The following is a 24,171-nucleotide window of genomic DNA, read 5'->3' on the forward strand; positions in this document are numbered from 1 at the left end:
CATGTGTGGCATCGTCGGAATCGTCGGCAACCAGAACGTCGCCGGGCAGTTGTATGACGGCTTGACCGTCCTCCAGCACCGTGGCCAGGACGCGGCGGGCATCGCCACCGCCAACGGCAGCCGCCTGCGCGTGCAGAAGGCCACCGGCCTGGTCCGCGATGTGTTCGATGCCCGCACCATGTCCACCCTGGAAGGCAGCGTCGGCATCGCCCACGTGCGTTACCCGACTGCCGGTTCGGAAGGCATGGACGAGGCGCAGCCGTTCTACGTCAATTCGCCGTACGGCATCGCGCTGGCCCACAACGGCAACCTGATCAATACCGAGGCGCTGCGCCAGCAGGTGTTCGAACAGGACCGCCGCAACGTCAACACCGATTCGGACAGCGAAGTGCTGCTGAACGTGTTCGCCTACGAACTGGAGCAGCAGCGCCAGCTGAGCCCGGAAGCCGCGATCCGCGCGGTGGCTGGCGTGCACCGCCGCTGCAAGGGTGGCTATGCAGTGGTCAGCGTGGTGCTGGGCCTGGGCCTGGTCGCCTTCCGCGACCCGCATGGCATCCGTCCGCTGGTGCTGGGCAAGCGCAGCCATGCCGAGGGCGACGAGTACATCGTGGCGTCCGAGTCGGCCGCGCTGGACGTGCTGGGCTTCCAGCGCGTGCGCGATGTGCAGCCGGGCGAAGCGCTGGTGATCACCGCGCGTGGCGAGCTGTTCTCGGAGATCTGCGCCGAGCCGGCCGAGCACACCCCGTGCATCTTCGAATACGTGTATTTCGCACGCCCGGATTCGATGATCGACAACGTGTCGGTGCACAAGGCGCGCATGCGCATGGGCATCAAGCTGGGCGAGAAGATCCTGCGCCTGCGCCCGGACCACGACATCGACACCATCATCCCGATCCCGGATACCTCGCGCGACGCTGCGCTTGAGATCTCCAACGTGCTCGGCGTGAAGTACCGCGAAGGCTTCATCAAGAACCGCTACATCGGCCGCACCTTCATCATGCCGGGGCAGGGCGAACGCGTGAAGTCGGTGCGTCGCAAGCTCAACCCGATCCACCTTGAGTTCCGCAACCGCGTGGTGCTGCTGGTGGACGATTCGATCGTGCGTGGCACCACCAGCCAGCAGATCGTGCAGATGGCCCGTGACGCGGGCGCGCGCAAGGTCTACCTGGCCAGCGCCGCGCCGCCGGTGCGCTACCCGAACATCTACGGCATCGACATGCCGGCGGCCGAGGAACTGGTCGCGCACAACCGCACCGTGGAAGAGATCGAAGCCCACCTGGGCTGCGACTGGCTGATCTACCAGGACCTGGAAGACATGGAAGCGGCAGTGAGCGAGGGCAATCCGGCGCTGCGCAACTTCGATTCGTCCTGCTTCAACGGCCACTACCCGACCGGCATTGAACCGGGCTACTTCGAGCGCATCCAGCAGCTGCGGTCGGACGACGCCAAGCACAAGCGCCGCGCCTGAGGACCAGGCGTGGTTGACGTACCCGACGTTGCTGGCGACCTGCTGCGCGCAGCGCAGCAGTGCCTGGCCGAAGCCGACCCGCTGCGCAAGGTTGCGCTGACCCAGGCCTACGCCGCTGCGTTCCGTGCCGGCCGCCTGAAGGTGGCTGCCGGCGCGCTACCGCCAGAGCCGATCCGCATGCCGGGCCGGCCGGCGCAGCTGGTGCTGGTGCACCCGCGCGAAGTGCCGCGGCGCGGACTGGGCGGTGTGGAAGGTCGGGCTGCCTTCATCCACGCCATCGCGCATATCGAACTCAACGCGATCGACCTGGCCTGGGACGCGGTGTACCGCTTCCGCGGCCTGCCGCCGGCATTCCATGCCGACTGGGTCAGCTGTGCCGACGACGAATCGCGGCACTTCATGCTGCTGCGGGAGCGCCTGCAGGTGCATGGCCACGACTACGCCGACTTCCCCGCGCACAACGGCCTGTGGGAAATGTGCGAAAAGACCGCGCACGATGGCCTGGCACGCATGGCGCTGGTGCCGCGCGTGCTGGAAGCGCGCGGCCTGGACGTGACGCCCGGCATGATCGAGAAACTGCGCAATGTCGGTGATGGCGAGACCGCCGATGTGCTGGAAGTGATCCTGCGCGAGGAAGTGGCACATGTGGCTGCCGGTTCGCGCTGGTACCGCTGGTACTGCGACCGCGCCGGCGTCGAACCGCGTGCACGTTTCAAGGAACTGCTGGTGGAGTACGCCGGCGGCTACCTGCACGGACCGTTCAACATGGAAGCGCGCCTGCTGGCCGGTTTCGACGCGGATGAGCTCGCCAACCTGGTCGAACAGGCCGGTTGAAGAAAAGGGGACGGAGGGGATCAAGTCGTTTGTGGCACAAACGACTTAATCCCCTCCGTCCCCTTTTTTCAGACGTTCGGCAACACCACGCGCTTGCCATCCACCGTCGGTCGGTTGATGTAGAACAGGCCGGGACCCGGCCGGTAGGGTAGTTCGCTGACGCCGGCATCGGCGGCGTAGGTCAGTGCGGTGTCGCCCAGTGCATCGAAGTTCCAGTGCGCCGACTGCATCAGGTAACGCCGGCGCAGCAGCGCCTCCTGTGTCTGCGTCAGCGGCTGTCCGGCCACCAGGCGCCGTGCGATCGGCTGCAGGGCGGACGGCAGCTCCCAGCCAGGAACCTCGGCGGCATTGGCGGTCCATTGCACGCCGGCGTCGATGGCCTGCTGCTGCATCACCTGCAGTGCGATCAGCTGGTAACGCCAGTCGATGCGCCGACGCAGCACCACCGCGGCGGTCACATACAGCGCCGGTGACAACAGCACGCTGCGGCTGCCGGCGCGACGCTGCTGCTGCCACTGGTGCCAGACATCCACCCAGATTTCTTTCTCGTCCACGCCCAGTTGCTGGCGCCAGCGTTCGGCATCGGCCTGCGTTTCAGCGTAGACCGTGGTGGCCCGCAGCAACGCCAGTGGAGGGACCTGGTAGTCGGCAACCGCGGGGCGGCGCAACTGTTGCCGGCGCGGGCGGCTGAGCAGCTTGGGACCTTCTTCCAGCTGGTTGTAGCCACCGCCGATATTCGCGTGTACGCCGGGTAGGGCGATCTCGGCAAACGGCGGTGCCACGCTGGTCAACGGATAGTGCTGGCGATGTTCATCGCGTGCAGTGAGCTGCACGACGCGACCGGCGATGCCGCTGTGCAGGGCCAGCTGCGGCCGCTCATCGGCGCGGCCGCCATTGACTGCGACAACGGTGTCGAACAGCCCGATGAAGCGCAGCACCGGCGTGGCTGGGGCGAAGTTCGCAGTGCAGGACAGGCCGGCGGCCTGCAGCAGCTGGCGCCAGCGCACGCCGTCCCAACCCTGCAGTTGGTTGGCGATGTCACGTGCGGCAGCAGCACCGCGTGAATAACCGAACAGGTCCAGCTGCACGCCATGCAGCGGTCGCTGCCAGCGTGCGGATAGTCCCGACAGTGCGGCCGGAAGCAGCACCTGCAGCGCGCGCTGCACTTTCGCGCGAACGCCACTGGCACCGATGCCGAAGGCCAGCCCGATCAGATCGTCGTCGGCATCATCGCGGGTACCCACGCCTTCGACATAGATCGACAGCGAGGGAGCGGCCATCGCATCACGGCGGCTGTCCGGATACAGCTGCTGCAGGCGCGCGATGTTGGTCAGGCCGTTGTCGTAGCTGCTGGTCAGCCGGCTCTGGTAGGTCGAATCATCGTCCGCGCGCAGCTGCGCCGGTCGAGGCTGCGGAACCTGCAGACGGCCGCGCGCCAGGTTGTGTGCGTTGTTGCGGGTGCCGTCGAAGAACAGGCCGATCCGCAGCAAGCCGACATCTTCGTCCGTGTCCTTCGCTGGTGCCATGTGCATTCCCCGTCGTGGCCGCGTCACGGTAGCGCGAAAGCGGTGTATTGGCGAAGTGTAGTGACGCTTTTGACCTTACTTAACGCAGATGCGGTCGATCACAGTTCCTGATTTTCATTCCCATCTTCTATTGAATTCACACGACCCGCGCAGGCCATATGGCCAAACCCGGCAAACCCGGGCGTGCTGCATCAACGCTGTTCACATCATTCAAGGAGCGACGCAATGTTGTCCAGATCGATTGGCAAAGCGGCAGGTGGCCTGGTGTTGGGTTTGTCGGTGGCGGCAGCCGCGCATGCGGCACCGTTGTTCGAACCGGTGACGGTCATCAGCCGGGCATCGGCCAACAGCGAGCCTGCACTCGGCAAGCTGCTGGCCACCCCGTCCACGGCGACGGTGCAGGAAGTGCGTGTCGACGCGGCGGCTACGGCGCAGCCGCAGCTGGAATTCGAGCTGCTCGGCAAACGGGTGCAGGCGGTGCGCAGCAAGGTCGAGGCGCTGCCCGATGGTGGCAGCATCTGGTACGGCCAGTTCCGTTCGCCGTCCGACCGGTTGACCGCCGCCACCTCCAGCGGCCAGGACGATCCGGGCAATTCGTTGATCCTGGTACGTTCGGGCGACACCATCACCGGTTCGATCCGCAAGGACGGCAAGCTCTATCGCCTGCGTCCACTGGGTAACCGCCACGTGCTGGTCGAAGTCGACGAATCGAGGATGCCAGCCGATCATCCGGCTGACTACAACCAGCTGCCGAAGATCCCGATGGCCGACAACGACCACATCGGCATCGCGCAGGCCTCTTCGGGAACGCCGGCGACCATCCGCGTGCTGGTGGTGGCGACCAATGCGGCGGTCACTGCCTATGGCGGCAACATGCAGTCGCTGGTGCAGCTGGCGGTGGCCGAGTCCAACCAGGGTTACGTCAACAGCAACGTTGGAATCACCATGCAGCTGGCCGGTTACGAGACCACCAGTTACACCGAGTCCGGCAGCTTCGATACCGATCTGGCGCGCTTCCGCGGCACCAGCGACGGCTACATGGACAGCATCCACACCAGCCGCAACACCACCGCAGCCGACGTCGGCGTGCTGCTCATCAACAACAGTGCCTACTGCGGCCTGGCCTCGGGCATCGGCTCGACCGCGTCGACCGCTTTCGCGGCGGTGTACTGGGATTGCGCAACCGGCTACTACTCGTTCGCGCACGAGATCGGCCATCTGCAGAGCGCGCGGCATGACATCGCCACCGACTCGAGCACCTCGCCCTACGCCTATGGCCACGGCTATCGCTACGAGCCTGCCACCGGCACCGGTTGGCGCACGATCATGGCCTACAACTGCACCCGTAGTTGCCCGCGCCTGAACTACTGGTCCAACCCGAACATCAGCTACAACGGCATCCCGATGGGCAACGCCAGTACCGCCGACAACCAGCGCGTGCTGGTCAATACCAAGGCCACCATCGCGGCCTTCCGCTGAGGCCAGGCGCCGACCAGGCGCGGCGTCTACCCGGGCACGTGCACCTGCCCGGGTAGATGCCAACCTTGGTTGGCACCTTCGGACCCATCATTCGCGCGCGAGCGTATCCAGCGACCAGCCGCCGGCATCCACGCGCAGCACCGATCCCTGCTCGTACCAGTCACCCAGCACGATGCGGGTGCAGGCACGGCCACCGGCCTGCAGCGAATGGATCGCCGGGCGGTGGGTGTGGCCATGGATCATCGTGTCCACGCCATGGCGCGCGAACGTGGCATCGACTTCGGACGGCGCCACGTCGGTGACGGTCTCGAACTGCGCGCGATCACCCTGCTTCATTTCCGACTGGCGGGCCTGGCTGGCTTCGCGCGCCTTCTGCGCGAACGCGATACGCGCTGCCAGCGGCTGTGACAGGAACTGTGCCTGGAACGCCGGGTCACGCGTCTGTGCACGGAACTGCTGGTAGGGAATGTCATCGGTGCACAGCAGGTCACCGTGCTGCAGCAGCACCGGGCGACCGTAGAGGTCGATCATGCACGGGTCGGGCAGGATGCGCAGGCCGGCACGGCGCGCGTAGTCCTCGCCAAGCAGGAAATCACGGTTGCCGCGGATGAAGTACACCGGCACGCCGCTGTCGGACAGCACCTTCAGTGCATCGGCCACCGCGTCGGCGGCGGGCGAGGGAGTGTCGTCACCGATCCAGGCTTCGAACAGGTCGCCGAGGATGTACAGCGCATCGGCGCCGGGCGCCTGCTCGCGCAGGAAGCGCAGGAACAGGTCGGTGATCTCCGGACGGCTGGGGTCCAGGTGCAGGTCGGAAATGAACAACGTGGTCATGCGGGCATTCTAGGGCATCAACGATGACGGTAGCGCCGCCGGCATCGTGGGGATCAGATCCCTCCCCGAAGGAAAACGGATCTGACCCCGGGGGCTACACCGGCAACGGTAACCAGGCCAGGCTGGCCGAGGCCAGCCCGATGGCGATGCCGGTGGCGGCCAGCACATCGGACGGGTAGTGCAGGCCGAGTACCACCCGCGACAGCGCCACGCCCGCGGTGAACGGCACCAGCAGTGGCGCCAGCCACGGGTAATAGGCCAGCGCCACGATGGTGAACGACACCGCGTGCAGGGTATGCCCGGAGGGGAAGCTGAACTCGTCCAGCGGTGCCACCCAGGCACGGATGCGCAGGTCGGCGGCATACGGGCGCGGGCGCCGGGTCCAGCGCTTGAGGCCCTTGTACAGCAACAGCGCGGCCAGGCCGGTGGCGGCCATGTGCACCGATGCGCGCAGGCCATCGAAGCCATCAAGCAGCACCAGGGCGCCCATCAGCACATACCAGAACACGCCATCACCGAGCCGGCTGATGACCGCGAACAGGCGGCGCACACGGCGGCGGCGGCAGTAGTGGTTGGCCCGCCGGCACAGGCGCGCTTCGCGGTCGGCCAGCAGTTCAAGCCGCGTTGTGCGCATGGCCGGTCCTCCGCGACTGGGCCAGTTCGGCCAGCAGGGCGTCGAATTCCGCCACCACCTGCTGCGGATGCAGGCGCTTCATGGCGCGTGCGGCGTTGCTGCCCAGCACGTGGCGCTGCGCGTCATCCGCGGCCAGTTGCACGGCCGCGTCGATGAACTGCTCGTCGTTGTCCACTGCGGCGCCATTCTCGCCATTGCGCAGGTACTCGCGCGCCGCGCCGTAGTCGAAGGCCACCGTTGCCACGCCGCTGGCCATGCTTTCAAGGGTCACGTTGCCGAAGGTCTCGCTGCGGCTGGGGAACAGGAACAGATCGCCGCTGGCGAAATGACGTGCAAGCGCATCGCCACGCTGGACGCCGCAGAAGATGAAGTCGGGATTTTCATGCGCCAGCTTTTCGCGGGCCGGGCCATCGCCCACCCACACGAAGCGGGCCTTCGGACGGATCTGCTGCAACCGACGGAAGGCCTTCACCGCCAGCCCGAGGTTCTTCTCCGCGGCGATGCGGCCGACATAGATCGCGACCAGGCCGTTGCCGTCCACGCCCCACTCTTCGCGCAGGGCAGGGTCACGACGGTTCGGATCGAACTGCTGGCTGTCGACCGCGCGCGCCAGCAGGCGCACGCGTTCGAAGCCCTGTTCGCCGAGGAACTGCTGCAGTTCGCGGGTGGGCACCAGGGTTGCATCGGCCTGGTTGTGGAAGCGGCGCATCCAGCGCATCGCGGCGGCCTGCAGCCAGGCCACGCCGTAGTCGGGCAGGTACTCGTCGAAGCGGGTGTGGAAGCCACTGGCCACCGGGATGCCGAGGCGCCGTGCGGTGCGCACCGCCGACCAGCCCAGCGGGCCTTCGGTGGCGACATAGACGGCATCCGGGCGTTGCTGCTGCCAATGGCGACCGAGCCGGATCGGTGCCGGCATGCCGAAGCGCAGGCCGGGGTAGCGCGGCAGGGCGGCGCCGGGAACCAACAGGGTGCCCGGTGCGGAGTCCAGCGCTTCGTTGGCCTGGCGGGGCCGGATCAGGTCGATCTCATGGCCGGAATTGCGCAGTCCCTGCTCCAGCCCCTGTACGGTGAGGGCAACGCCGTTCACTTCCGGCGGATAGGTCTCGGTGACGATGGCATAGCGCATGGCGGGCCTCCGGGTTTCCGGCATGCTCGGGCCTGGCGATGTAGCCGATGTGACCGCTTTGCGACCGGCAGATGACGCGGCCGGAAGCGTACGCCACCACGGCCCCGAAGGGCCGTGGTGGGCACCGTGCGTGGTGCGTGGATCAGAAGCGCTGCTGGTACTTCATGTAGATGAAACGGCCGATGTCGAAGCCACCGTAGTAGGAGAAGTTGGCACTCGGCTGGCTGTACATGGCCGGGCCCTGGCGGCCGAACACGTTGTTGGCGCCGATTGAAACGGTGGCGTCCCACGGCAGGCTGTAGCGCGCCTGCACGTCATGGAAGGTGACCGATCCACGACGGTTGTAGTCGCGCGTACCGCTGAACCACGGCGCGCGCTGGTCGGGATGGGAACACTCGTTCGGATAATCCTCCGCACCCAGGCAGCGTTCCTTGACGGCGGAGAAGTAACGCAGGCCCCAGGTCAGGCCGAGGTTGCCATGCTCCCAGCCCAGCGACGCGTTGGAGCGCACGCGGAAGCCGATGCCGCCGTTGGTGGCAATGCCATTGCTGGGGATGGCCGGTACGCCGGCTTCGTTGGTGGTCTTCTCTTCGGCGTTGACCACATAGGTGGACTTCCAGTCAGCGCTCAACCTGCCCCAGCGGGTTTCGACCTTGTGGCCAATCTCCAGGTCGTAGCCTTCTGCCTGGCGGAAGCCGCTGTTGCGGTTGCCGAAGTTGAGTTTGTTGACGATGCCCAGCTCCGGGTCGCGGGTGAAGCTGCTGCAGCGCTCGGCAATACCCAGCTCGTAGCAGTCGCGAAGGATGTCGTTGGGATGGTCGGAGACGATGGTGTTGTCGATGCGGATCTTCCACCAGTCCAGTGCGATGTGAAGCCCTTCGGCAAACGTCGGGCTCCAGACCAGGCCCAGAGTGCGGCTGGTCGAAGTTTCCGGCTGCAGGTCGGGATTGGAGCCGTTGGTGAAGGGCAGGGGCGTCTGCCCACTGCTGCCGGTGATGGGTTCATTGCCCTGGCCGAGCTGGCGGTAGGTGTCGGCGTTGGCGATGTCGGCAGCACAGCGCGCGCGGACCTCGGCACTGCTCGCGGCTGCGCCATGGACCGTATCGCAGGGATCGCGGAAGCCGGTGGTGAACGTCTCCGAGCCGCCGCCGTACAGGTTGGCGATGGTCGGCGCACGGAAGCCCTGTGCCCAGGTGCCGCGGACCAGCAGCTGATCGATCGGCTTCCAGGTGAAGCCGAACTTGCTGTTGAGGGTTCCGCCGAAGGTGGAGTAGTCCGAGTACCGCGTCGCCGCGCTGAGGGTCAGTTCGCGGGCGCCGGCGAGCTCGCGCAGCACCGGCACGCTCAGTTCCAGGTAGGCCTCGTCGACGCGGTAGCCGCCACCGGTGGGGCCTGCCGCCAGGTTGGTGGTGGCACCGGTCTGCGCAAGTGCATCAGGGATGAAGCGGCCGTCCTCGCGGCGGCTCTCGGCCCCCACGGCGAAGCCCAGCTCACCGGCGGGCAGGCTGGCAAGGCTGCCGCTGAGGTTGGCGAACAGGTTGCGGGTGGTGGTGCGGCCGCGGGTGAGTTCTTCCGGGAACAGCCAATCCTGGAGCTCCGTGTTACCGGTCAGGCCATAGGGATCGTCCTGGCCATACGGAACCAGCGGGTTCCAGGGTTTGCAGCCTGCGATCGGCGCATCTGGCGTTCCGCATTCGACCTTGCCGGTTGCCGGGTTGTAGAACGAAGGACCGGTGGCATCGGCCACGCGCTGCTTGTGCAGGTTGCCGGTGGCACGTTGGGTCAGCTCACTGCGGTTGTACTGGTAACCCGCTTCCCAGTCGAAGTCGCGACCGCCGAATTCGAAGTTGCCCTCGAGTGCCGCGACGGCCTGCCAGGTGGTCAGATCGCTGGTGCTGACGCGAGGAATCTCCCAGGTACGACGGTTCCAGTGCACATCGCTGGGCGTGTCGTAGCCGTGATGGCTGCCGAACGGATTGAACCAGCTGTCGGCCGACATCGGGGTGATGCCGGCTGGGCCGGACTGGAAGGGATAGCCGGCAATCTGGCGCGTGGTGGTGCGCCGGTTGTAGGCCAGCTGGGTGTTGAAACGGACCTGGTCGTTCAGCTCCACGCGCGCATCGACGAAGATTGAATCGCGCTTGATCGGCGTCTGCAGATGCATCTGCTCGTTGCTGTTGCTGACATCGCCGGTGAACGGTGTGTTGTCGCTGAGGTGGAAGCTGTCCGGCCCGCCCGGCTGGCTGCCACGGTCGAGCGAATAGCTGCAGCCCCGGCTGTTGCTGCAGCCGGGGCCCTTGAAGCCGGTGATGCGACCCCACTGGCCGACCGTGGTCCAGCCGTCATCCGCGTGGCCGTCGGTATAGGTATAGGCACTGAAGCCGCGGTCCCTGGCCCAGACGCCCTTTTCTTCGACATGCTCGGCAGCAACGCTGATGGAAGCACGGTCATTGGACCAGCCGGCAACCACGTCGTACTGGGTACGGGCACCGTCGCCTTCACTGTATTGGCCGTGATAGACGTTGGCGGTTACACCCTGAACGTTGCGCCGGGTGATGATGTTCACCACGCCGGCCATCGCGTCGGACCCGTAGATGGCCGAGGCACCGTCCTTGAGCACTTCCATGCGTTCCACCGCAGCGGCAGGAATGCTGGAGATGTCCTGAAAACCCGAAGTGGTCATGCCCAGCCGCTTGCCGTTGACCAGCACCAGGGTGCGCTGGGCACCGAGGCCACGCATGTTCACGTAGCTGCCGCCGGCGGCTTCGCCGGCGCTCAACGGGCTGGCGCGGCTCAATGCCGGGCTGCCGGTCGCGGTCAGGTTCTGCAGGATGTCGGCAACGGAGTTGAAGCCCTGTCGCTCGATGTCGGCGCGGCTGACGGTCAGCACCGGCTGTGCGGTTTCCAGGTCGACCTGGCGGATGCGTGAGCCGGTGATTTCGATGCGGTCCAGCGTGGTGGCTTCCGGTGCCTGCTGCGCGAGCGCTGGAACGGCCAGGTTTGTGGTCGCCGTGATTGCAAGCGCACGACGGATCGCCAGCCCCAGTGCGGGAATACGGATGGTCATGGGTGTCTCTCTCTCAGTCTTCGAAGTCTTCGGTGCGCAGCCAAGCGGGCCGCGCCAACGCCACCGCAGGCGGTGGTTGTTCGAACCTAGTGAAGGAGGAGAGGGAGAGGTATGGGGAAAGGACGAAATCGCCATGGAGCCGCATGACGCTTCCGCACAAACCGGAAGTGAATCAATCGATTGATCTGATCGACGGCGGAGCGATGGACGATGCACCCTCGCCCCGACTCTGGACCGAAAGCGTCATGGCATTTGTTGGCAGCGACAGCCTGCGCGGAAACAGAAAAGACCACGGCTCCGAAGGGCCGGGGTCGTAGAGCTTCAACAGTTTGTCGAACACGCGCGGAACAGGCCTTTGGCGACGCGTCATGACGTGCCGCCCTGGCCGTAGGGATCAGGCCACGAACGGCCGGAACTGGATGCCCAGCCCGGCGATGCCGTCGGTCTCGCCGATCAGGTCGGCGCGGAGCAGCGGGCGCGCATCGATGAAGGCCTGCGGCACGATCAGCGACAGGCGATTGTCGTCCGCGGTCAATTCCAATGCCGGCAGCGGATCGTCCTCGTGGGCGCGGTTGAGCAGTACCGCCAGGCGCAGCAGGGCGGCCAACCGGCGTGCAGTCAGCAGCAGGCGCTCGGGCAGGGCGTCGAACGCGGTCTTGGTCACGCTGCGGCGATGGCTGCGTACCAGTGCGGCCAGCATCTGCTGCTCCTGCCGCGAGAAGCCGGCGATGTCCGAGTGTTCCAGCACGTAGCTGCCATGCACGTGGTAGCCGCTGTGGGCAATCATCAGGCCCAGCTCGTGCAGGCGCGCGGCCCAGCCGAGCATGCGTGCGTCGTCGGCATCGAGTTTCCAGCGCTCCTGCACCTGCTCCAGCAGCGACAGCGCGGTGTCCTGCACGCGGTCGGCCTGTACCGTGTCGATGCCGTAGCGCTGGCTGAGCGCGGCCACCGATTCGTCGCGCAGGTCGTTCTCACCGGCACGGCCGACGATGTCGTACAGGATGCCTTCGCGCATCGCCGCCTTGCTGACCAGCAGCTTCTGCAGGCCCAGGGCCTGGAAGGCGGCCTCCAGCACCAGGATGCCGCCGGCGATGATCGGGCGGCGGTCGCTGGACAGGCCCGGCAACTGGATGTCGTCGATCTTCTTGGCCTTCAGCAGCTCGTCGCGCAGCTGGGGCAGGGCCTCGGCGGTGATCGCGCCCTTGCTCAGCTTCATCGTCGCGCAGATCTCGCTGATTGCCTTGTGCGTGCCCGAAGATCCGAGCGCTTCCTGCCAGCCCAGTGCGCGGTACTTGCTGGCGAAGGGCTGGAACTCGCGGCCGATCTCGGCCAGCGCGTCCTTCCAGCGCTTCTTGCTCAGCTTGCCGCCGGGGAAGAAGCGGCGGGTGCTGGCGATGCAGCCGGCCTGCAGGCTTTCACGCTCCAGGGTCTGCATGCCCATGCCGATGATGAATTCGGTGGAGCCGCCGCCGATGTCGATGACCAGCCGGCGCTGGCCGGGCTTGGGCGGTTGCGCGTGGGCCACGCCGAGGTAGATCAGGCGCGCTTCTTCGCGGCCACTGACCACTTCGATGGCATGCCCCAGCGCGGTTTCGGCCGGGACCAGGAACGACTGCGGCGAGCGCAGCTGGCGTACGGTGTTGGTGGCCAGCGCGCGTACCCGGTGCGGCGGCACATTGCGGATGCGCTGGCCGAAACGGGCCAGGCATTCCAGCGCGCGCTGCCGTGCGGCGGAAGAGAGCCCACCTTTGCCATCCAGGCCATCGGCCATGCGCACGGTCTCGCGCAGCCGGTCGATCACCCGCAGCTGGCCGAGCGTGTAGCGCGCGATGACCATGTGGAAACTGTTGGAGCCAAGGTCGATGGCGGCCAGCAGGTCGCCATCCTGCAATGCGGGCGGAGTCGTAGTGGTATGCGGCATGGGCGAATGTTAGCCGAAGGGGCGGTGTGCTCGTCACCGCGCGGCCTTCACATTTTGGAAGAGGGGAGTGCGGCAGGGCTGCGCCCTGCACCCGCAGAGGCAACGTCAACGTCAACGTCAAAAGCGGTATCCGTGGGATGGCGGGGTGGATCCGGTTGCGGGGGACGCCGTGAACCCATCCTTGGGGGCTTGGCCGCGGCATCCATGCCGCGGACACCCCCGCAACCGGACCCACCCCGCCTTCGACAGTTCCCTGCGATCTGCCGGGACGGCGTGCTGTGCGGCTGCTGGTGGGTGTCGACCTTGGTCGACACGGTAGATCCACGCCATGCGTGGATGAGTCCAAACGCGCCGACCTTGGTCGACACGTACCGGATCAGAGGCCCTGCATCAATGCCATCTGCGCAGAATGCGGGGCTTCGTCGTGCGCCGGGGCACGCTTGTGGTAGATGCCGTCGGCATCCAGTTCCCAGGCGTTGAGGTTGTCGTCCAGGTAGTTCTGCAGCACCTCGCGGTAGACCCGCTTGGCCAGCTCCGGGTCGAGGATCGGGAAGCAGGTCTCGACCCGGCGCAGCAGGTTGCGCTCCAGCCAGTCGGCGCTGGCGCAGTACATCTCCGGTGCGCCGTCGTTGCCGAACCAGTAGACGCGGCTGTGCTCCAGGAAGCGGCCGACGATCGAGCGCACGCGGATGTTGTCCGAGATGCCCGGCACACCCGGGCGCAGGGTGCAGGCGCCGCGGATGATCAGGTCGATCTGCACGCCGGCCTGCGAGGCGGCGTACAGCGCGCGCACCACCTGCGGTTCGTTCAACGCGTTCATCTTGGCGATGATCCGCGCGGGGCGGCCGGCGGCGGCGATGCGCGTTTCGCGCTCGATGCGACCGAGGATGCCGGTGTGCAGGGTGAAGGGCGACTGCAGCAGGCGCTTGAGCTTCATCTTCGAGGCCAGCCCGGACAGCTGCTGGAACAGCAGGTGCACGTCGTTGCCGATGTCCGCATCGGCGGTGATCAGGCTGATGTCGGTGTACGCGCGGGCGGTGCCGCTGTGGTAGTTGCCGGTGCCCAGGTGTACATAGCGGCGCAGCTTGCGGCCCTCGCGGCGCACGATCAGCAGCATCTTGGCGTGGGTCTTGTAGCCGACCACGCCGTACACCACCTGCACGCCGGCTTCCTGCAGGCGATCGGCCAGGCCCAGGTTTGCCTCTTCGTCGAAGCGTGCGCGCAGTTCAACGACCACGGTCACGTCCTTGCCGTTGCGCGCGGCCTGGATCAGCGCATCGACAATCAGCGAATCCTTGCCGGTGCGGTACAGGGTCTGCTTGATCGCCAGCACGTTGGGGTCGATCGCCGCCTGCCGGATCAGGTCCAGCACCGCGGTGAAAGCATCGAACGGGTGGTGCAGCAGCAGATCCTGGCGCGCCGCGGTTTCGAAGATGCCGTCGCTGTCGCGCAGCGTGCGCGGGGTCATTGGCGGGTACTTCAGGTCCGGCTGTGCGATCAGGTCGTACAACTGGATGATGCGGTTGAGGTTGACCGGGCCGTCGATGCGGTACACCGCGTTCTCGGTCAGGCCGAAGTTCTGCAGCAGGGTGCGCACGATCTCGCGCGGCATGTCCTGCGCGATTTCCAGCCGCACCGCCGGCCGGTAGCCGCGATCGACCAGTTCGTCGCGCAGTGCCAGCGCCAGGTTCTCCACCTCCTCCTCGTCCACCACCAGCTCGGAGTTGCGGGTGACGCGGAACTGGTAGGCCCCCTGGACTTCCATGCCCGGGAACAGCTCATCGACGAAGGTGGACAGCACCGAGGACAGGAACACGAAATTCTGCGACCCGCCGAGCTTCTCCGGCAGCTGGATGATGCGCGGCAGCGAGCGCGGCGCACGCACGATGGCCAGATGGCCGGCGCGGCCGAATGCGTCGGTGCCCTTCAGCACCACCACGATGTTCAGCGACTTGTTGAGGATCTTCGGGAACGGGTGCACCGGGTCCAGGCCCAGCGGCGACAGCACCGGCATGATCTCGTTGCGGAAATAGGCGCGCAGCCAGCGCCTCTGCCGATCGGTCCAGGAGTGGCGGCCGAGCACGCCGATGCCGGCCTCCATCAGCGCCGGGCGCAGCGTCTCGTTCCAGCAGCGGTACTGCTGGTCGACCAGTTGTGCCGCGCGGTCGTGGATGGCGTTGAGGATGGCCTGCGGGCTCATCCCGTCCGGTGCCGGTGGCAGGCCGAATTCCTGCGCGTGGCGGACGGCGGCGGCGCGGATCTCGAAGAACTCGTCCAGGTTGGTGCAGGAGATGCACATGAAGCGCAGGCGCTCCAGCAGCGGCACCTGCGGATCCATCGCCTGCGCCAGCACGCGGAAGTTGAAATCCAGCTGCGACAGCTCGCGGTTGATGTAGAGCGCCGGGTCGCGCAACGGATCGTTGTCCGGGCTCACGGGGAGGGGGAGGGATCCGAGGCTGCTCATGGCGTCATTCTTCGATGGAAGTCAGGGGGGCGGACTCGCGCGGGCGCACGTGGTCGGCATCGAAATGGCAGGAGAACACCGAGCCCTTGCCGACCTCGCTTTCAATCTCCAGCCGCGCGTGGTGCAGGCCGAGGATGTGCTTGACGATGGACAGGCCCAGGCCGGTACCGCCGCTTTCGCGGGAGCGGCTGCTGGAGACACGGTAGAAACGTTCGGTCAGGCGTGGCAGGTGGGAAGCCGGGATGCCGTAACCGGAATCGCGCACCGCCAGCACCGCGCCCTCGCCTTCGCGACGGAACTCCACGGCGATGCGGCCACCGGCCGGCGTATAGCGCACCGCATTGGTGACCAGGTTGGAGAAGGCGCTATGCAGCTCCTTGGTGGAACCCTGCAGGTCGACGCCGGCCAGATCGTCGATGCTGATCTGGTGGCGGCCCTGGCTGTGCGCTTCGGCCTCGCGGCGTAGTGTGGCCAGCATCGGCTGCATGGCGACGGTCTCTTCCTCGCTGTGCTCCTGCGATTCCAGCCGCGACAGGGTCAGCAGGTCTTCCACCAGCTGGGCCATGCGCTGGCTCTGCTTGCGCATTTCTTCCAGCATCGGACCGGTGCCCGGGAAATCCTCCGGGTCCATCATGTCCAGGTAACCGTGGACCACGGTGAGCGGCGTGCGCAGTTCGTGTGAAACGTTGGCGACGAAGTCGCGGCGCACCTGTTCCAGGCGCAGCAGCTTGCTGACGTCGCGGGCGATCAGCAGCCAGTAGTCCGAAGAATACGGAATCAGTCGCAGGTTCAGGCGGATCGCAGGATCGACCGGTGAGGGCACGTCCAGGATCGGCTCGGCGTTGCGGCCGCCGGCCAGCCAGTGCGCCAGCGGCATCGGCTGCAGGCGTTCGACCAGCGCCTCGCCGAGGTCGCCCGGATGATGCAGGCCAAGCAGGGCGGTGGCCGCTTCGTTGAACCACTGCACGCGCTGGCTGTTGCGGTCCAGCACCACCACGGCATCGGGCAGCGCGGCGGCAGCGGCGCGGTAGCTGCGCAGCATGTCGAGCAGGCGGCGCTTGCGAACGCGCATTTCCACCTGGTTGCGGTACAGCAGGCGGTCCAGCTCGTTCCAGACGCCGGTGCCTTCCTCGGCGGTATCCCAGCGCTGGCGCGCGGTCAGCCGGCGCAGCACGCTGCGCAGCCGCCAGTAATGCCAGGCCAGGGTGGCCAGCGCGCCCAGTGCGATGCACAGCCACAGGTGACCCGTGAACCACCCCACCAGTCCGGAGAACAGCAGTACCGCGGCAACGGTGGCCAGGGTCTTCAACCAGGCAGAGCGGATGTGGCGGGGCATTGCGATCTCGTCGTTGAAGTGCGGCGGTTCACTGGGGTGAACCGAGGGTTATAGCAGAGTTGCCGGCGCCGGCACCCGCGGGTGCGCGGCGTCGGCACGACGAGACTCAGGTCGCGGTGGAGAAGCGGTAGCCGGCGCCGCGCACGGTCTGCACCATGTTCTCGGCGTTGAACGGTTCCAGCGTCTTGCGCAGGCGGCGGATGTGCACGTCGATGGTGCGCTCCTCCACGTACACGCTGCCGCCCCACACATGGTCCAGCAGCTGGGCGCGGGTGTAGACGCGCTCGGGGTGGGTCATGAAGAAGTGCAGCAGGCGGTACTCGGTCGGGCCGATCGGCACCGGCTGGTCGTTGGCGAACACGCGATGGGCGGCGCCGTCGATGCGGATCGGGCCGACGGCCACGCTGCCGTCCTCGTCGTCCTCGCGGGCGCGGCGCATGACCGCACGGATGCGGGCCAGCAGTTCGCGCGCCGAGAACGGCTTGACCACATAGTCGTCGACGCCGGCTTCAAGGCCACCTACGCGGTCGTTCTCTTCACCGCGGGCGGTCAGCATGATGATCGGCACTTCGCGGGTCAGCGTTTCCTTGCGCCAGCGGCGGGCCAGGTCCAGGCCGCTGGTGCCGGGCAGCATCCAGTCCAGCAGGATCAGGTCGGGGACGCGATCGGCGATGGCGGTCTGGGCCTCACGGGCATCGCCGGCGTGGACCGGTTCGTAATCGCCCTTGCGCAGGGCGAAGGCGACCATTTCACGGATCGCGGGCTCGTCATCGACGATCAGGATGCGTTTCTGCACGAGGACACCGTAGGGCTCGGTTACTGGAGTGGTGCCAGTAGACTACGGTTTGATGACATGTTTGTGACTACCTGGCCGGAACCGGTCGGGATTGCCATCGACCGGTCATGCAACACTCAGCGGCGGTCCAGGTCCGGGTCCTGCACGCCCTGGCGGCGCAGCTCCAGCACGGTGGGGGTGATCGCCTCGATGCGCGCATCCACCCGCGCCCGGCCCACGTAGTCCAGCGCCGGGTTGCGCTTGAGGGCCTGCAGCTGCATCAACGATTGCTCCGGGCGGCCGCTGAGGAAGGCGGCCTCGGCATAGGCCTCGCTGGCGCGCACGCTGTCACCGGCCAGCTCGCTGGCGCGGGCGTATCGCTGCTGGAAGACCGGATCGTTACCACTTTGCGACAGCAGGGGCCGCAGCATGGCCTGCGCGCGCTGGCCCGCCTCGCGGGTGCCCTGTTCGTTCAGGATCTCGGCGTAGGTCAGGGCCACGGGCCGGCTGTTGGGGTGCTCGCGCAGCAGCTGCTCGAAACGGGTGTTGGCCTGCGCGCCCAGTCCGGCACGCGATTCGGCCTCGCCCAGGCCCAGTGCCAGCCACAGGTTGTCCGGGCGGGTCTGCAGCAGGCTGGCCAGGGTCTGCCGGGCCTGCGTGGCACCGCTGCGGCCGCCGCGCATGACCGCCAGCGCCTGGCCATAGCGCTGGGCGTCGTTGAGACCGTCCTTCTGCCGCTTGGCCATGTCCGCGTATTCGCGCTCCAGTTCGGCGGTGGAATCGGCGCTCAGCACGCGCAGGCGCTCGCGCGCCCACTCGAAGTCGCCACTGGCGCCACGGGCCAGCTGGCCGACCGGAACGCGCAGCACGCTGCTGGGAAGCAACGGGTTGTTTCCTCGCAGCAGCGGCTCGGCCAGGCCCGGGTCGGCCGGATTCACCCGCTCCTTGCGTTCGCCGCTGGGGGTACTGGTGGTCAGCAGCACCGTGTCCTTCTTCATCTGCTCGGCGCGGGCCTTGGCCTCGCTGATGCGGGTGATGTTGACCGGGTGGGTGCGCAGGAACTCGGGCACGCTGTAGCCGCCCTCGTTGCCGCGCATCGCCGCCGACATGCGCTCGAAGAAGCCGGCCATGGCATCCACGTCGTAGCCGCTGCGCGACAGGGTGCGGATGCCGAGGCGGTCGGCCTCCGATTCGTTGGAGCGGGTGTAGTTGATCTGCCGCTGCTGCATCAGGCCCATGCCGGAGCTGATCGCGGCCATCGTCGCGTTGCCGGAGGACGTGCTGTTGCTGGCCTGCGCGGCCACCACCGCCGCCAGCATGCCGAGCAGGATCGGTATCTGGTCGCGCTGGGCGCGTTCGACCCCGCGCAGCACGTGCTGCTGGGTGACGTGGGCGATTTCGTGCGACAGCACTGCAGCCACCTCGTCCTCGCGCTCGGCGGTCAGCACCAGGCCGGCATTGACCCCGATATAGCCGCCCAGCGTGGCGAAGGCGTTGATCTGGCGGTCCTTCATCACGAAGAACGTGTAGGGCTGGCGCGGCTGGTCGCTGTTGGAGCCAAGCCGGGTGCCCATGGTCTGCAGCCAGTCGTTGACCAGCGGGTCATCCAGCAGGTAGCCATAGTTGCGCAGCTCGCGCAGCATCATCGCGCCGTACTCGGCCTGGCGCGCCGGGGTCAGCAGCTCGCCGGCCGAGGAGCCGATGTCGGGCAGCTTCTCCTGGGCCTGGGCCAGCGGCATGGCCAGGGCCAGGGTAACGGCGGTAGTCAGCAGCAGGGCTCGCAAGCGGAAGGTCCTCGGGCAGGGCGCGCCAAGCGTGGCAGGGCAGGGGGCAACCATTCGTTAACCCACAGTGTTGCGGCGGTGGCGTGGAATTTCCAGCGCACCGGTACCATATGTAGACCGTCGATCCATCGTGGAGTTTCCCGTGACAGCCCAGACCGCCGGCGGCGCCCCCGCCATCACCATCTATTCCACCGCCGTCTGCCCGTATTGCGTGGCCGCCAAGAACTTCCTGAAGAGCAAGGGCCAGCAGTGGACCGAGGTCCGCATCGACCTGGACCCGGCCGAGCGCGAGAAGATGATGGCACTGACCCGCCGCACCAGCGTGCCGCAGATCTTCGTCGGCGACGTCCACGTGGGCGGCTACGACGACATGATGGCCCTGCACCGTGAAGGCAAGCTCGAGCCGCTGCTGGCCGGGCAGGGCCAGGCATGAGCGCGGCCGACGACGGCAGCAAGGACCGCATCGCCGAATTCACCGACTTCCGCAAGCGCATGAACGAACGCATCCTGGGCGAACCGAACCAGGTGGTGCGGCGCTTCTTCGCACTGGACACGCAGACCTACCAGGCCGGCGCGCTGGACGTGAAGACCAAGGAACTGCTGGGCCTGGTGGCCTCGATGGTGCTGCGCTGCGACGACTGCATCAGCTACCACGTGGCCCAGTGCAAGGACGCCGGGGTAACCCGTGAAGAGTTCTTCGAGACCTTCTCGGTCGGCCTGGTGGTGGGCGGTTCCATCGTGATCCCGCACCTGCGCCGCGCGGTCGACTTCCTCGACCAGCTTGAAGGCGGCGCCAGCGCTCCGGCAGCGCACGAGCACTGAGGGTAGTGCCGGCCGCTGGCCGGCATCGCCTGAACTCGACCTGGCCGAGGTTGCCGGCCAGCGGCCGGCACTACCGGGCCCGCGAGGGGGCCTGTCCCGCGATCCAGCAGCCCAGGAGCCCCTTCTTGTTGAAGGGGCGCGCCGACAGGCGGGGGTAGAGGAAGAATGCGCGGGCAATTCTGCCTGAGCCGGGCACTGGGACCATGGTCTATTTGGGACCTCGGCCCCGTCTCAGGCATAATTGCCGGTGAAACTTCCTTTGCGCCGGCGTTTCCGGGCACGTCCGGACGGCGTTTTTCCCCCTGTTCGGAACATCGATCAATGACGCAGAAAATTACGGTCATCCGCGGCGACGGCATTGGCCCGGAAATCATGGACGCCACCCTGTTCGTGCTCGACCAGCTCAAGACTGGGCTGGAATACGAAGACGCCGACGCCGGCCTGGTGGCCCTGGAAAAGCACGGCGACCTGATGCCGGCGGTGACCCTGGAATCGATCGCGCGCAACAAGGTCGCGCTGAAGAGCCCGCTGACCACCCCGGTCGGTGGTGGCTTCACCTCGATCAACGTCAGCCTGCGCCGCCATTTCGACCTGTACGCCAACGTGCGTCCGGCCCACACCTTCCCGAACACCAAGTCGCGTTTCGACAACGTCGACCTGATCACCGTTCGTGAGAACACCGAGGGTGCCTACCTGGCCGAAGGCCAGGAAGTGTCGGCCGACGGCGAGACCGCCTTCTCCGGCACCCGCATCACCCGCAAGGGCTCCGAGCGCATCGTGCGCTACGCCTTCGAGCTGGCCAAGAGCACCGGCCGCAAGAAGGTCACCGCTGTGCACAAGGCCAACATCATCAAGTCGACCTCGGGCCTGTTCCTGAACGTCGCCCGTGAAGTAGCCGCGCAGTACCCGGAGATCGAGTTCCAGGAAATGATCGTCGACAACTGCTGCATGCAGCTGGTGATGCGTCCGGAACAGTTCGACGTGATCGTTACCACCAACCTGTTCGGCGACATCATCTCCGACCTGTGCGCCGGTCTGGTGGGTGGCCTGGGCCTGGCCCCGGGTGCCAACATCGGCAAGGACGCGGCGATCTTCGAAGCCGTGCACGGCACCGCGCCGGACATCGCCGGCCAGGGCAAGGCCAATCCGTGCGCGCTGCTGCTGGCAGCCGCGCAGATGCTGGACCATATCGGCCAGCCGGAAAACGCCGAGCGCCTGCGCAAGGCCATCGTGGCCACCATGGAAGCCAAGGATTCGCTGACCGGCGACCTGGGCGGTACCGGCACCACCATGAGCTTTGCCCAGGCCATCGCCAGCCGCCTGTAAGCGGCCGGTCGACCTCGGTTGGATCCACAGCGGGGCGCCTTCGGGCGCCCCGTTGCGTTGTGGGCTGACTCGTAGATCCACGCCATGCGTGGATGGCGTGGCTTTGGTCCGCAGCCACCCATGGGGTGGCCCTACAGGGGGTTGTCTGTGCGTATCTCGCACAGATCATGTGCTGTTGCAGGGCTGGTTCGTGCGCCATCCGCTCCGCATCCTGTGCCCACTTTCCACTGCACAGGAGTCGCTCCATGAATCTCACCGCCTTCGGCCTGGCCAGCCTGATCGGCATGGCCGCCACCGCCCCGGTCGCCGCTGCCGAACCGTCTCATCCCACCATCCGCCACATGGCCGGCGCGCCGGTCGCGACCTCGCTGGATGCGGCGAAGACCGCCGTGCTGGTGATCGACTTCCAGAACGAGTACTTCGATGCCAAGGCCGCGCCGGGCTTTGCCGGTGGCCGCATGGTCATTCCCGATGGCGTGGCCGCACTGCGCCAGGCCAAGCGGGTGGTCGCGTTCGCCGATGCCCACGGCATCCGCGTGATCCACGTGCAGCACGTGTTGCCGGCCGGTGCACCGCTGTTCGCGCAGGGCAGCGTCAATGCCGACTTCCATCGCGACCTGCAGCCGCGCAAGGGTGAGACGGTCGTGCAGAAGGACAACGTCAGTGTGTTCGCTGGCAACTCGGCCGCGGTACTCGACACGGTGCTGAAGGATGCCGGCATCGACACCCTGATCGTCACCGGCCTGCAGACCCATGCCTGTGTGGCCGGTGCCGCGCGCGACGCGGCGGCCGCACCCCGTGGTTACCGGGTGATCGTGTCGTCCGATGCCAGCGCCAGCCGTGACCTGGACCTGGCCGGTGGCCAGCGCATCGATCATCGCGCGCTGCACGATGCCTCGCTGGCGCAGATCGAAGACGCCTTCGGTGATGTCATGAGTACCGACGCGATCCTGGCGTTGCCGGTGCGCAAGGCCGGCGACGGCGCTTGATAAGCTGGCGGGGCCCGCATGCCGTGGGCCCCGCCACATGGAGCTGCCCGCCGATGGATCACTTCGCCGCCCTGCGTGCGCTGCGCGCCATCGTTGACGCGGGCAGTTTCACCGCGGCCGCTGAACGCCTGGGGACCACCCACTCGGCGATGTCACGGCAACTGCGCCAGCTGGAAGAGCATCTGCAGGTTCGCTTGCTCGATCGCAACAGCCGCCGGCTGTCATTGACCGAGGCCGGGCGCGACTACTACCGCGAGGCGGCAACGCTGCTGGATCGCCTGCAGGAGGCGGACGACCGTGCCCGCGCCGGGCAGGCGCAACCCAGTGGCAGCGTACGCATCAGCGTGCCGCAGGTGGTGGCCAGCCAGGAGTTGCCGCATTGGCTGCCGTCGTTCCTGCAGCGTTACCCGCACGTCTCGTTGGATCTGTCGGCCGATGATCAGCTGGTCGATGTCGTCGGTGGTGGCTTCGACCTGGCCCTGCGGATCGCGCATGCGTTGCCGGACAGCCAGCTGGTCGCACGTGAACTGGCCAGCTGCCCTCGCATCCTGGTGGCCGCGCCAGCCTACCTGGCGCGTCATGGCCTGCCGCGTCAGGCATCGGATCTCGCGCAGCACACGCTGCTGGGCTTCAGTCCCACACCGTCAATGCCGCCCTGGCAGCTGCAGGGGCCGCGTGGTGCCAGTGCGAGCGTCGAGGCCGGGCAACGCCTGCGGGTAGATGCGACGCCAGCGTTGTACGCCGCCGCGCTGGCTGGCATGGGCATCAGCCTGTTCACCGCACTGACGGTGCAGGAAGACCTACGCGCCGGTCGTTTGATCCGTGTGCTGCCGGCCTGGCACGCCGGACAGCGGCGCTACTTCGCGCTGTATCCGCATGCACGTGCGCTGGCGCCGAAAGTGCGCGCGCTGGTCGAGCACCTTGCGGCGCACTACGCTGCACAGGTGGGCGCGGCAGGGTAGTCGCGCGGTTGCAGCCGAGGTGGTGATGGAGTCGGTGTATCTGCTGGTCGCACTGGGCGCGATCGTCGCCGGATTCGTGCAGGGCCTGTCCGGCTTCGCCTTTGGCATGGTGGCGATGTCGTTCTGGGCATGGGGGCTGGAGCCGCGACTGGCGGCCACGCTGTCGGTGTTCGGCGCGCTGGTCGGCCAGCTGGTCGCGGTGTTCACCGTGCGCCGCGGATTCAACCTGCGCCTGCTGCTGCCGTTCGTGCTGGGCGGGTTGGCCGGCATTCCGCTGGGCGTGATGGTGCTGCCGCAGCTGGACATGGACTGGTTCAAGGCGCTTTTGGGCGGCTTCCTGGCGTTGTGGTGCCCGGTGATGCTGATGGCGCGCTCGTTGCCTCCGGTCCGCGTCGGCGGCCGTATCGGTGATGCGATTGCTGGCATGGCCGGTGGCGTGCTCAGCGGCATCGGCGGCTTCGCCGGGCCGGTGCCGACGTTGTGGAGCACGCTGCGCGGCTTCGGCAAGGACGAGCAGCGCGCGGTCATCCAGAACTTCAATCTGGCCATGCTGGCGGTGACCATGGCCACCTATGTCGGCAGTGGCCTGGTGAGCCGGCAGATGCTCCCGTACTTCGCCATCGTGGCGCCAGCCATGCTGGTGCCGACCCTGCTGGGCGCGCGGGTCTACATCGGCGTCAGCGAGCTGCGCTTCAGGCAGCTCGTACTGGGCCTGCTGACCGCATCAGGCATTGCGTTGCTGGCCTCGTCGCTGCCGACGCTGCTGGCGCGCTGAGGGAGGAACGAAAAAGGGCGCCACGAGAGGCGCCCTTTGTCGTCTATGG

20 protein-coding genes are annotated in these 24,171 nt (G+C 67.1%); 10 read left to right on the forward strand and 10 right to left on the reverse strand.

Going from position 1 to position 24,171, the window contains the following annotated elements; all coding sequences use genetic code 11:
• Window position 1 precedes the first annotated feature (1 nt).
• Together purF and AC5P7E_RS12230 are read left to right on the forward strand one after the other, a co-directional pair.
• Entirely contained in the window at window positions 2–1,468 is a 1,467-nt protein-coding gene (purF, locus tag AC5P7E_RS12225) for an amidophosphoribosyltransferase (protein WP_005408246.1), read from the forward strand.
• A gap of 9 nt (window positions 1,469–1,477) precedes the next feature.
• The gene (locus AC5P7E_RS12230; protein ID WP_049395711.1) at window positions 1,478–2,302 is read left to right on the forward strand and encodes a ferritin-like domain-containing protein; all 825 of its coding nucleotides are present in this window, start codon (window positions 1,478–1,480) and stop codon (window positions 2,300–2,302) included.
• 68 nt (window positions 2,303–2,370) lie between these two features.
• On the opposite strand, the gene AC5P7E_RS12235 is transcribed toward AC5P7E_RS12230, so the two are convergent.
• Window positions 2,371–3,828: a T6SS phospholipase effector Tle1-like catalytic domain-containing protein gene (locus AC5P7E_RS12235; protein ID WP_114619168.1), complete on the reverse strand. Its 1,458-nt coding sequence runs from the start codon at window positions 3,826–3,828 to the stop codon at window positions 2,371–2,373.
• Between the two features lie 225 nt (window positions 3,829–4,053).
• Between AC5P7E_RS12235 and AC5P7E_RS12240 the strand changes: the two genes are divergently transcribed.
• Window positions 4,054–5,307, forward strand: a complete 1,254-nt coding sequence (locus AC5P7E_RS12240) for a zinc-dependent metalloprotease (RefSeq protein WP_005408249.1) — start codon at window positions 4,054–4,056, stop codon at window positions 5,305–5,307.
• Between the two features lie 87 nt (window positions 5,308–5,394).
• Here the strand turns inward: AC5P7E_RS12240 and lpxH are convergent, their stop codons facing one another.
• From lpxH to AC5P7E_RS12260, 4 genes are all read right to left on the reverse strand, one after another.
• Window positions 5,395–6,141, reverse strand: a complete 747-nt coding sequence (gene lpxH, locus AC5P7E_RS12245; RefSeq protein ID WP_012479257.1) for a UDP-2,3-diacylglucosamine diphosphatase — start codon at window positions 6,139–6,141, stop codon at window positions 5,395–5,397.
• 94 nt (window positions 6,142–6,235) lie between these two features.
• A complete protein-coding gene (locus tag AC5P7E_RS12250; RefSeq protein WP_005408251.1) occupies window positions 6,236–6,775 on the reverse strand; it encodes a phosphatase PAP2 family protein in 540 nt (179 codons plus the stop codon).
• The gene (locus AC5P7E_RS12255; protein ID WP_005408252.1) at window positions 6,756–7,901 is read right to left on the reverse strand and encodes a glycosyltransferase family 4 protein; all 1,146 of its coding nucleotides are present in this window, start codon (window positions 7,899–7,901) and stop codon (window positions 6,756–6,758) included. The genes AC5P7E_RS12250 and AC5P7E_RS12255 overlap by 20 nt, the downstream gene beginning before the upstream one ends.
• Before the next feature lie 142 nt (window positions 7,902–8,043).
• Complete coding sequence (locus AC5P7E_RS12260) at window positions 8,044–10,968, reverse strand: TonB-dependent receptor plug domain-containing protein (RefSeq protein ID WP_114619169.1); 2,925 nt, start codon at window positions 10,966–10,968, stop codon at window positions 8,044–8,046.
• A 143-nt stretch (window positions 10,969–11,111) separates the two neighbouring features.
• Here AC5P7E_RS12260 and AC5P7E_RS12265 point away from each other — a divergent pair, with 143 nt between their 5' ends.
• On the forward strand, window positions 11,112–11,285 hold the full coding sequence (locus AC5P7E_RS12265) for a hypothetical protein (RefSeq protein ID WP_162792568.1): 174 nt from the start codon (window positions 11,112–11,114) through the stop codon (window positions 11,283–11,285).
• Window positions 11,286–11,362: 77 nt separating this feature from the next.
• Here AC5P7E_RS12265 and ppx read toward each other — a convergent pair whose 3' ends face one another.
• The 5 genes from ppx to AC5P7E_RS12290 all read right to left on the reverse strand — a co-directional run bounded on the left by ppx (window position 11,363) and on the right by AC5P7E_RS12290 (window position 19,248).
• Window positions 11,363–12,889 carry an exopolyphosphatase gene (gene ppx / locus AC5P7E_RS12270; protein ID WP_005408255.1) on the reverse strand — a complete coding sequence of 509 codons (1,527 nt, stop codon included), beginning with the start codon at window positions 12,887–12,889 and terminating at the stop codon, window positions 11,363–11,365.
• A gap of 376 nt (window positions 12,890–13,265) precedes the next feature.
• A complete protein-coding gene (ppk1, locus tag AC5P7E_RS12275; protein WP_005408256.1) occupies window positions 13,266–15,353 on the reverse strand; it encodes a polyphosphate kinase 1 in 2,088 nt (695 codons plus the stop codon).
• Window positions 15,354–15,357: 4 nt separating this feature from the next.
• Window positions 15,358–16,689, reverse strand: a complete 1,332-nt coding sequence (phoR, locus tag AC5P7E_RS12280) for a phosphate regulon sensor histidine kinase PhoR (protein ID WP_005408257.1) — start codon at window positions 16,687–16,689, stop codon at window positions 15,358–15,360.
• Window positions 16,690–16,795: 106 nt separating this feature from the next.
• Complete coding sequence (gene phoB, locus AC5P7E_RS12285) at window positions 16,796–17,485, reverse strand: phosphate regulon transcriptional regulator PhoB (RefSeq protein WP_005408258.1); 690 nt, start codon at window positions 17,483–17,485, stop codon at window positions 16,796–16,798.
• Window positions 17,486–17,601: 116 nt separating this feature from the next.
• A complete protein-coding gene (locus AC5P7E_RS12290) occupies window positions 17,602–19,248 on the reverse strand; it encodes a M48 family metalloprotease (RefSeq protein WP_043033734.1) in 1,647 nt (548 codons plus the stop codon).
• A 142-nt stretch (window positions 19,249–19,390) separates the two neighbouring features.
• Here AC5P7E_RS12290 and grxC point away from each other — a divergent pair, with 142 nt between their 5' ends.
• The 6 genes from grxC (at window position 19,391) to AC5P7E_RS12320 (ending at window position 24,122) form a co-directional block, all read left to right on the forward strand.
• Window positions 19,391–19,681, forward strand: a complete 291-nt coding sequence (grxC, locus tag AC5P7E_RS12295; protein WP_004154541.1) for a glutaredoxin 3 — start codon at window positions 19,391–19,393, stop codon at window positions 19,679–19,681.
• Complete coding sequence (locus AC5P7E_RS12300) at window positions 19,678–20,070, forward strand: carboxymuconolactone decarboxylase family protein (RefSeq protein WP_005412372.1); 393 nt, start codon at window positions 19,678–19,680, stop codon at window positions 20,068–20,070. The genes grxC and AC5P7E_RS12300 overlap by 4 nt, the downstream gene beginning before the upstream one ends.
• A gap of 321 nt (window positions 20,071–20,391) precedes the next feature.
• Window positions 20,392–21,396: an isocitrate dehydrogenase gene (locus AC5P7E_RS12305; RefSeq protein WP_005408261.1), complete on the forward strand. Its 1,005-nt coding sequence runs from the start codon at window positions 20,392–20,394 to the stop codon at window positions 21,394–21,396.
• Between the two features lie 245 nt (window positions 21,397–21,641).
• On the forward strand, window positions 21,642–22,385 hold the full coding sequence (locus AC5P7E_RS12310) for a cysteine hydrolase family protein (RefSeq protein ID WP_111117983.1): 744 nt from the start codon (window positions 21,642–21,644) through the stop codon (window positions 22,383–22,385).
• Between the two features lie 53 nt (window positions 22,386–22,438).
• Entirely contained in the window at window positions 22,439–23,347 is a 909-nt protein-coding gene (locus AC5P7E_RS12315) for a LysR family transcriptional regulator (protein ID WP_005408263.1), read from the forward strand.
• A gap of 25 nt (window positions 23,348–23,372) precedes the next feature.
• A complete protein-coding gene (locus tag AC5P7E_RS12320) occupies window positions 23,373–24,122 on the forward strand; it encodes a sulfite exporter TauE/SafE family protein (protein ID WP_111686929.1) in 750 nt (249 codons plus the stop codon).
• The last annotated feature ends 49 nt before the right edge of the window (window positions 24,123–24,171 follow it).

The sequence above is a fragment of the Stenotrophomonas sp. YJH_SMC_25 genome (assembly GCF_059369595.1).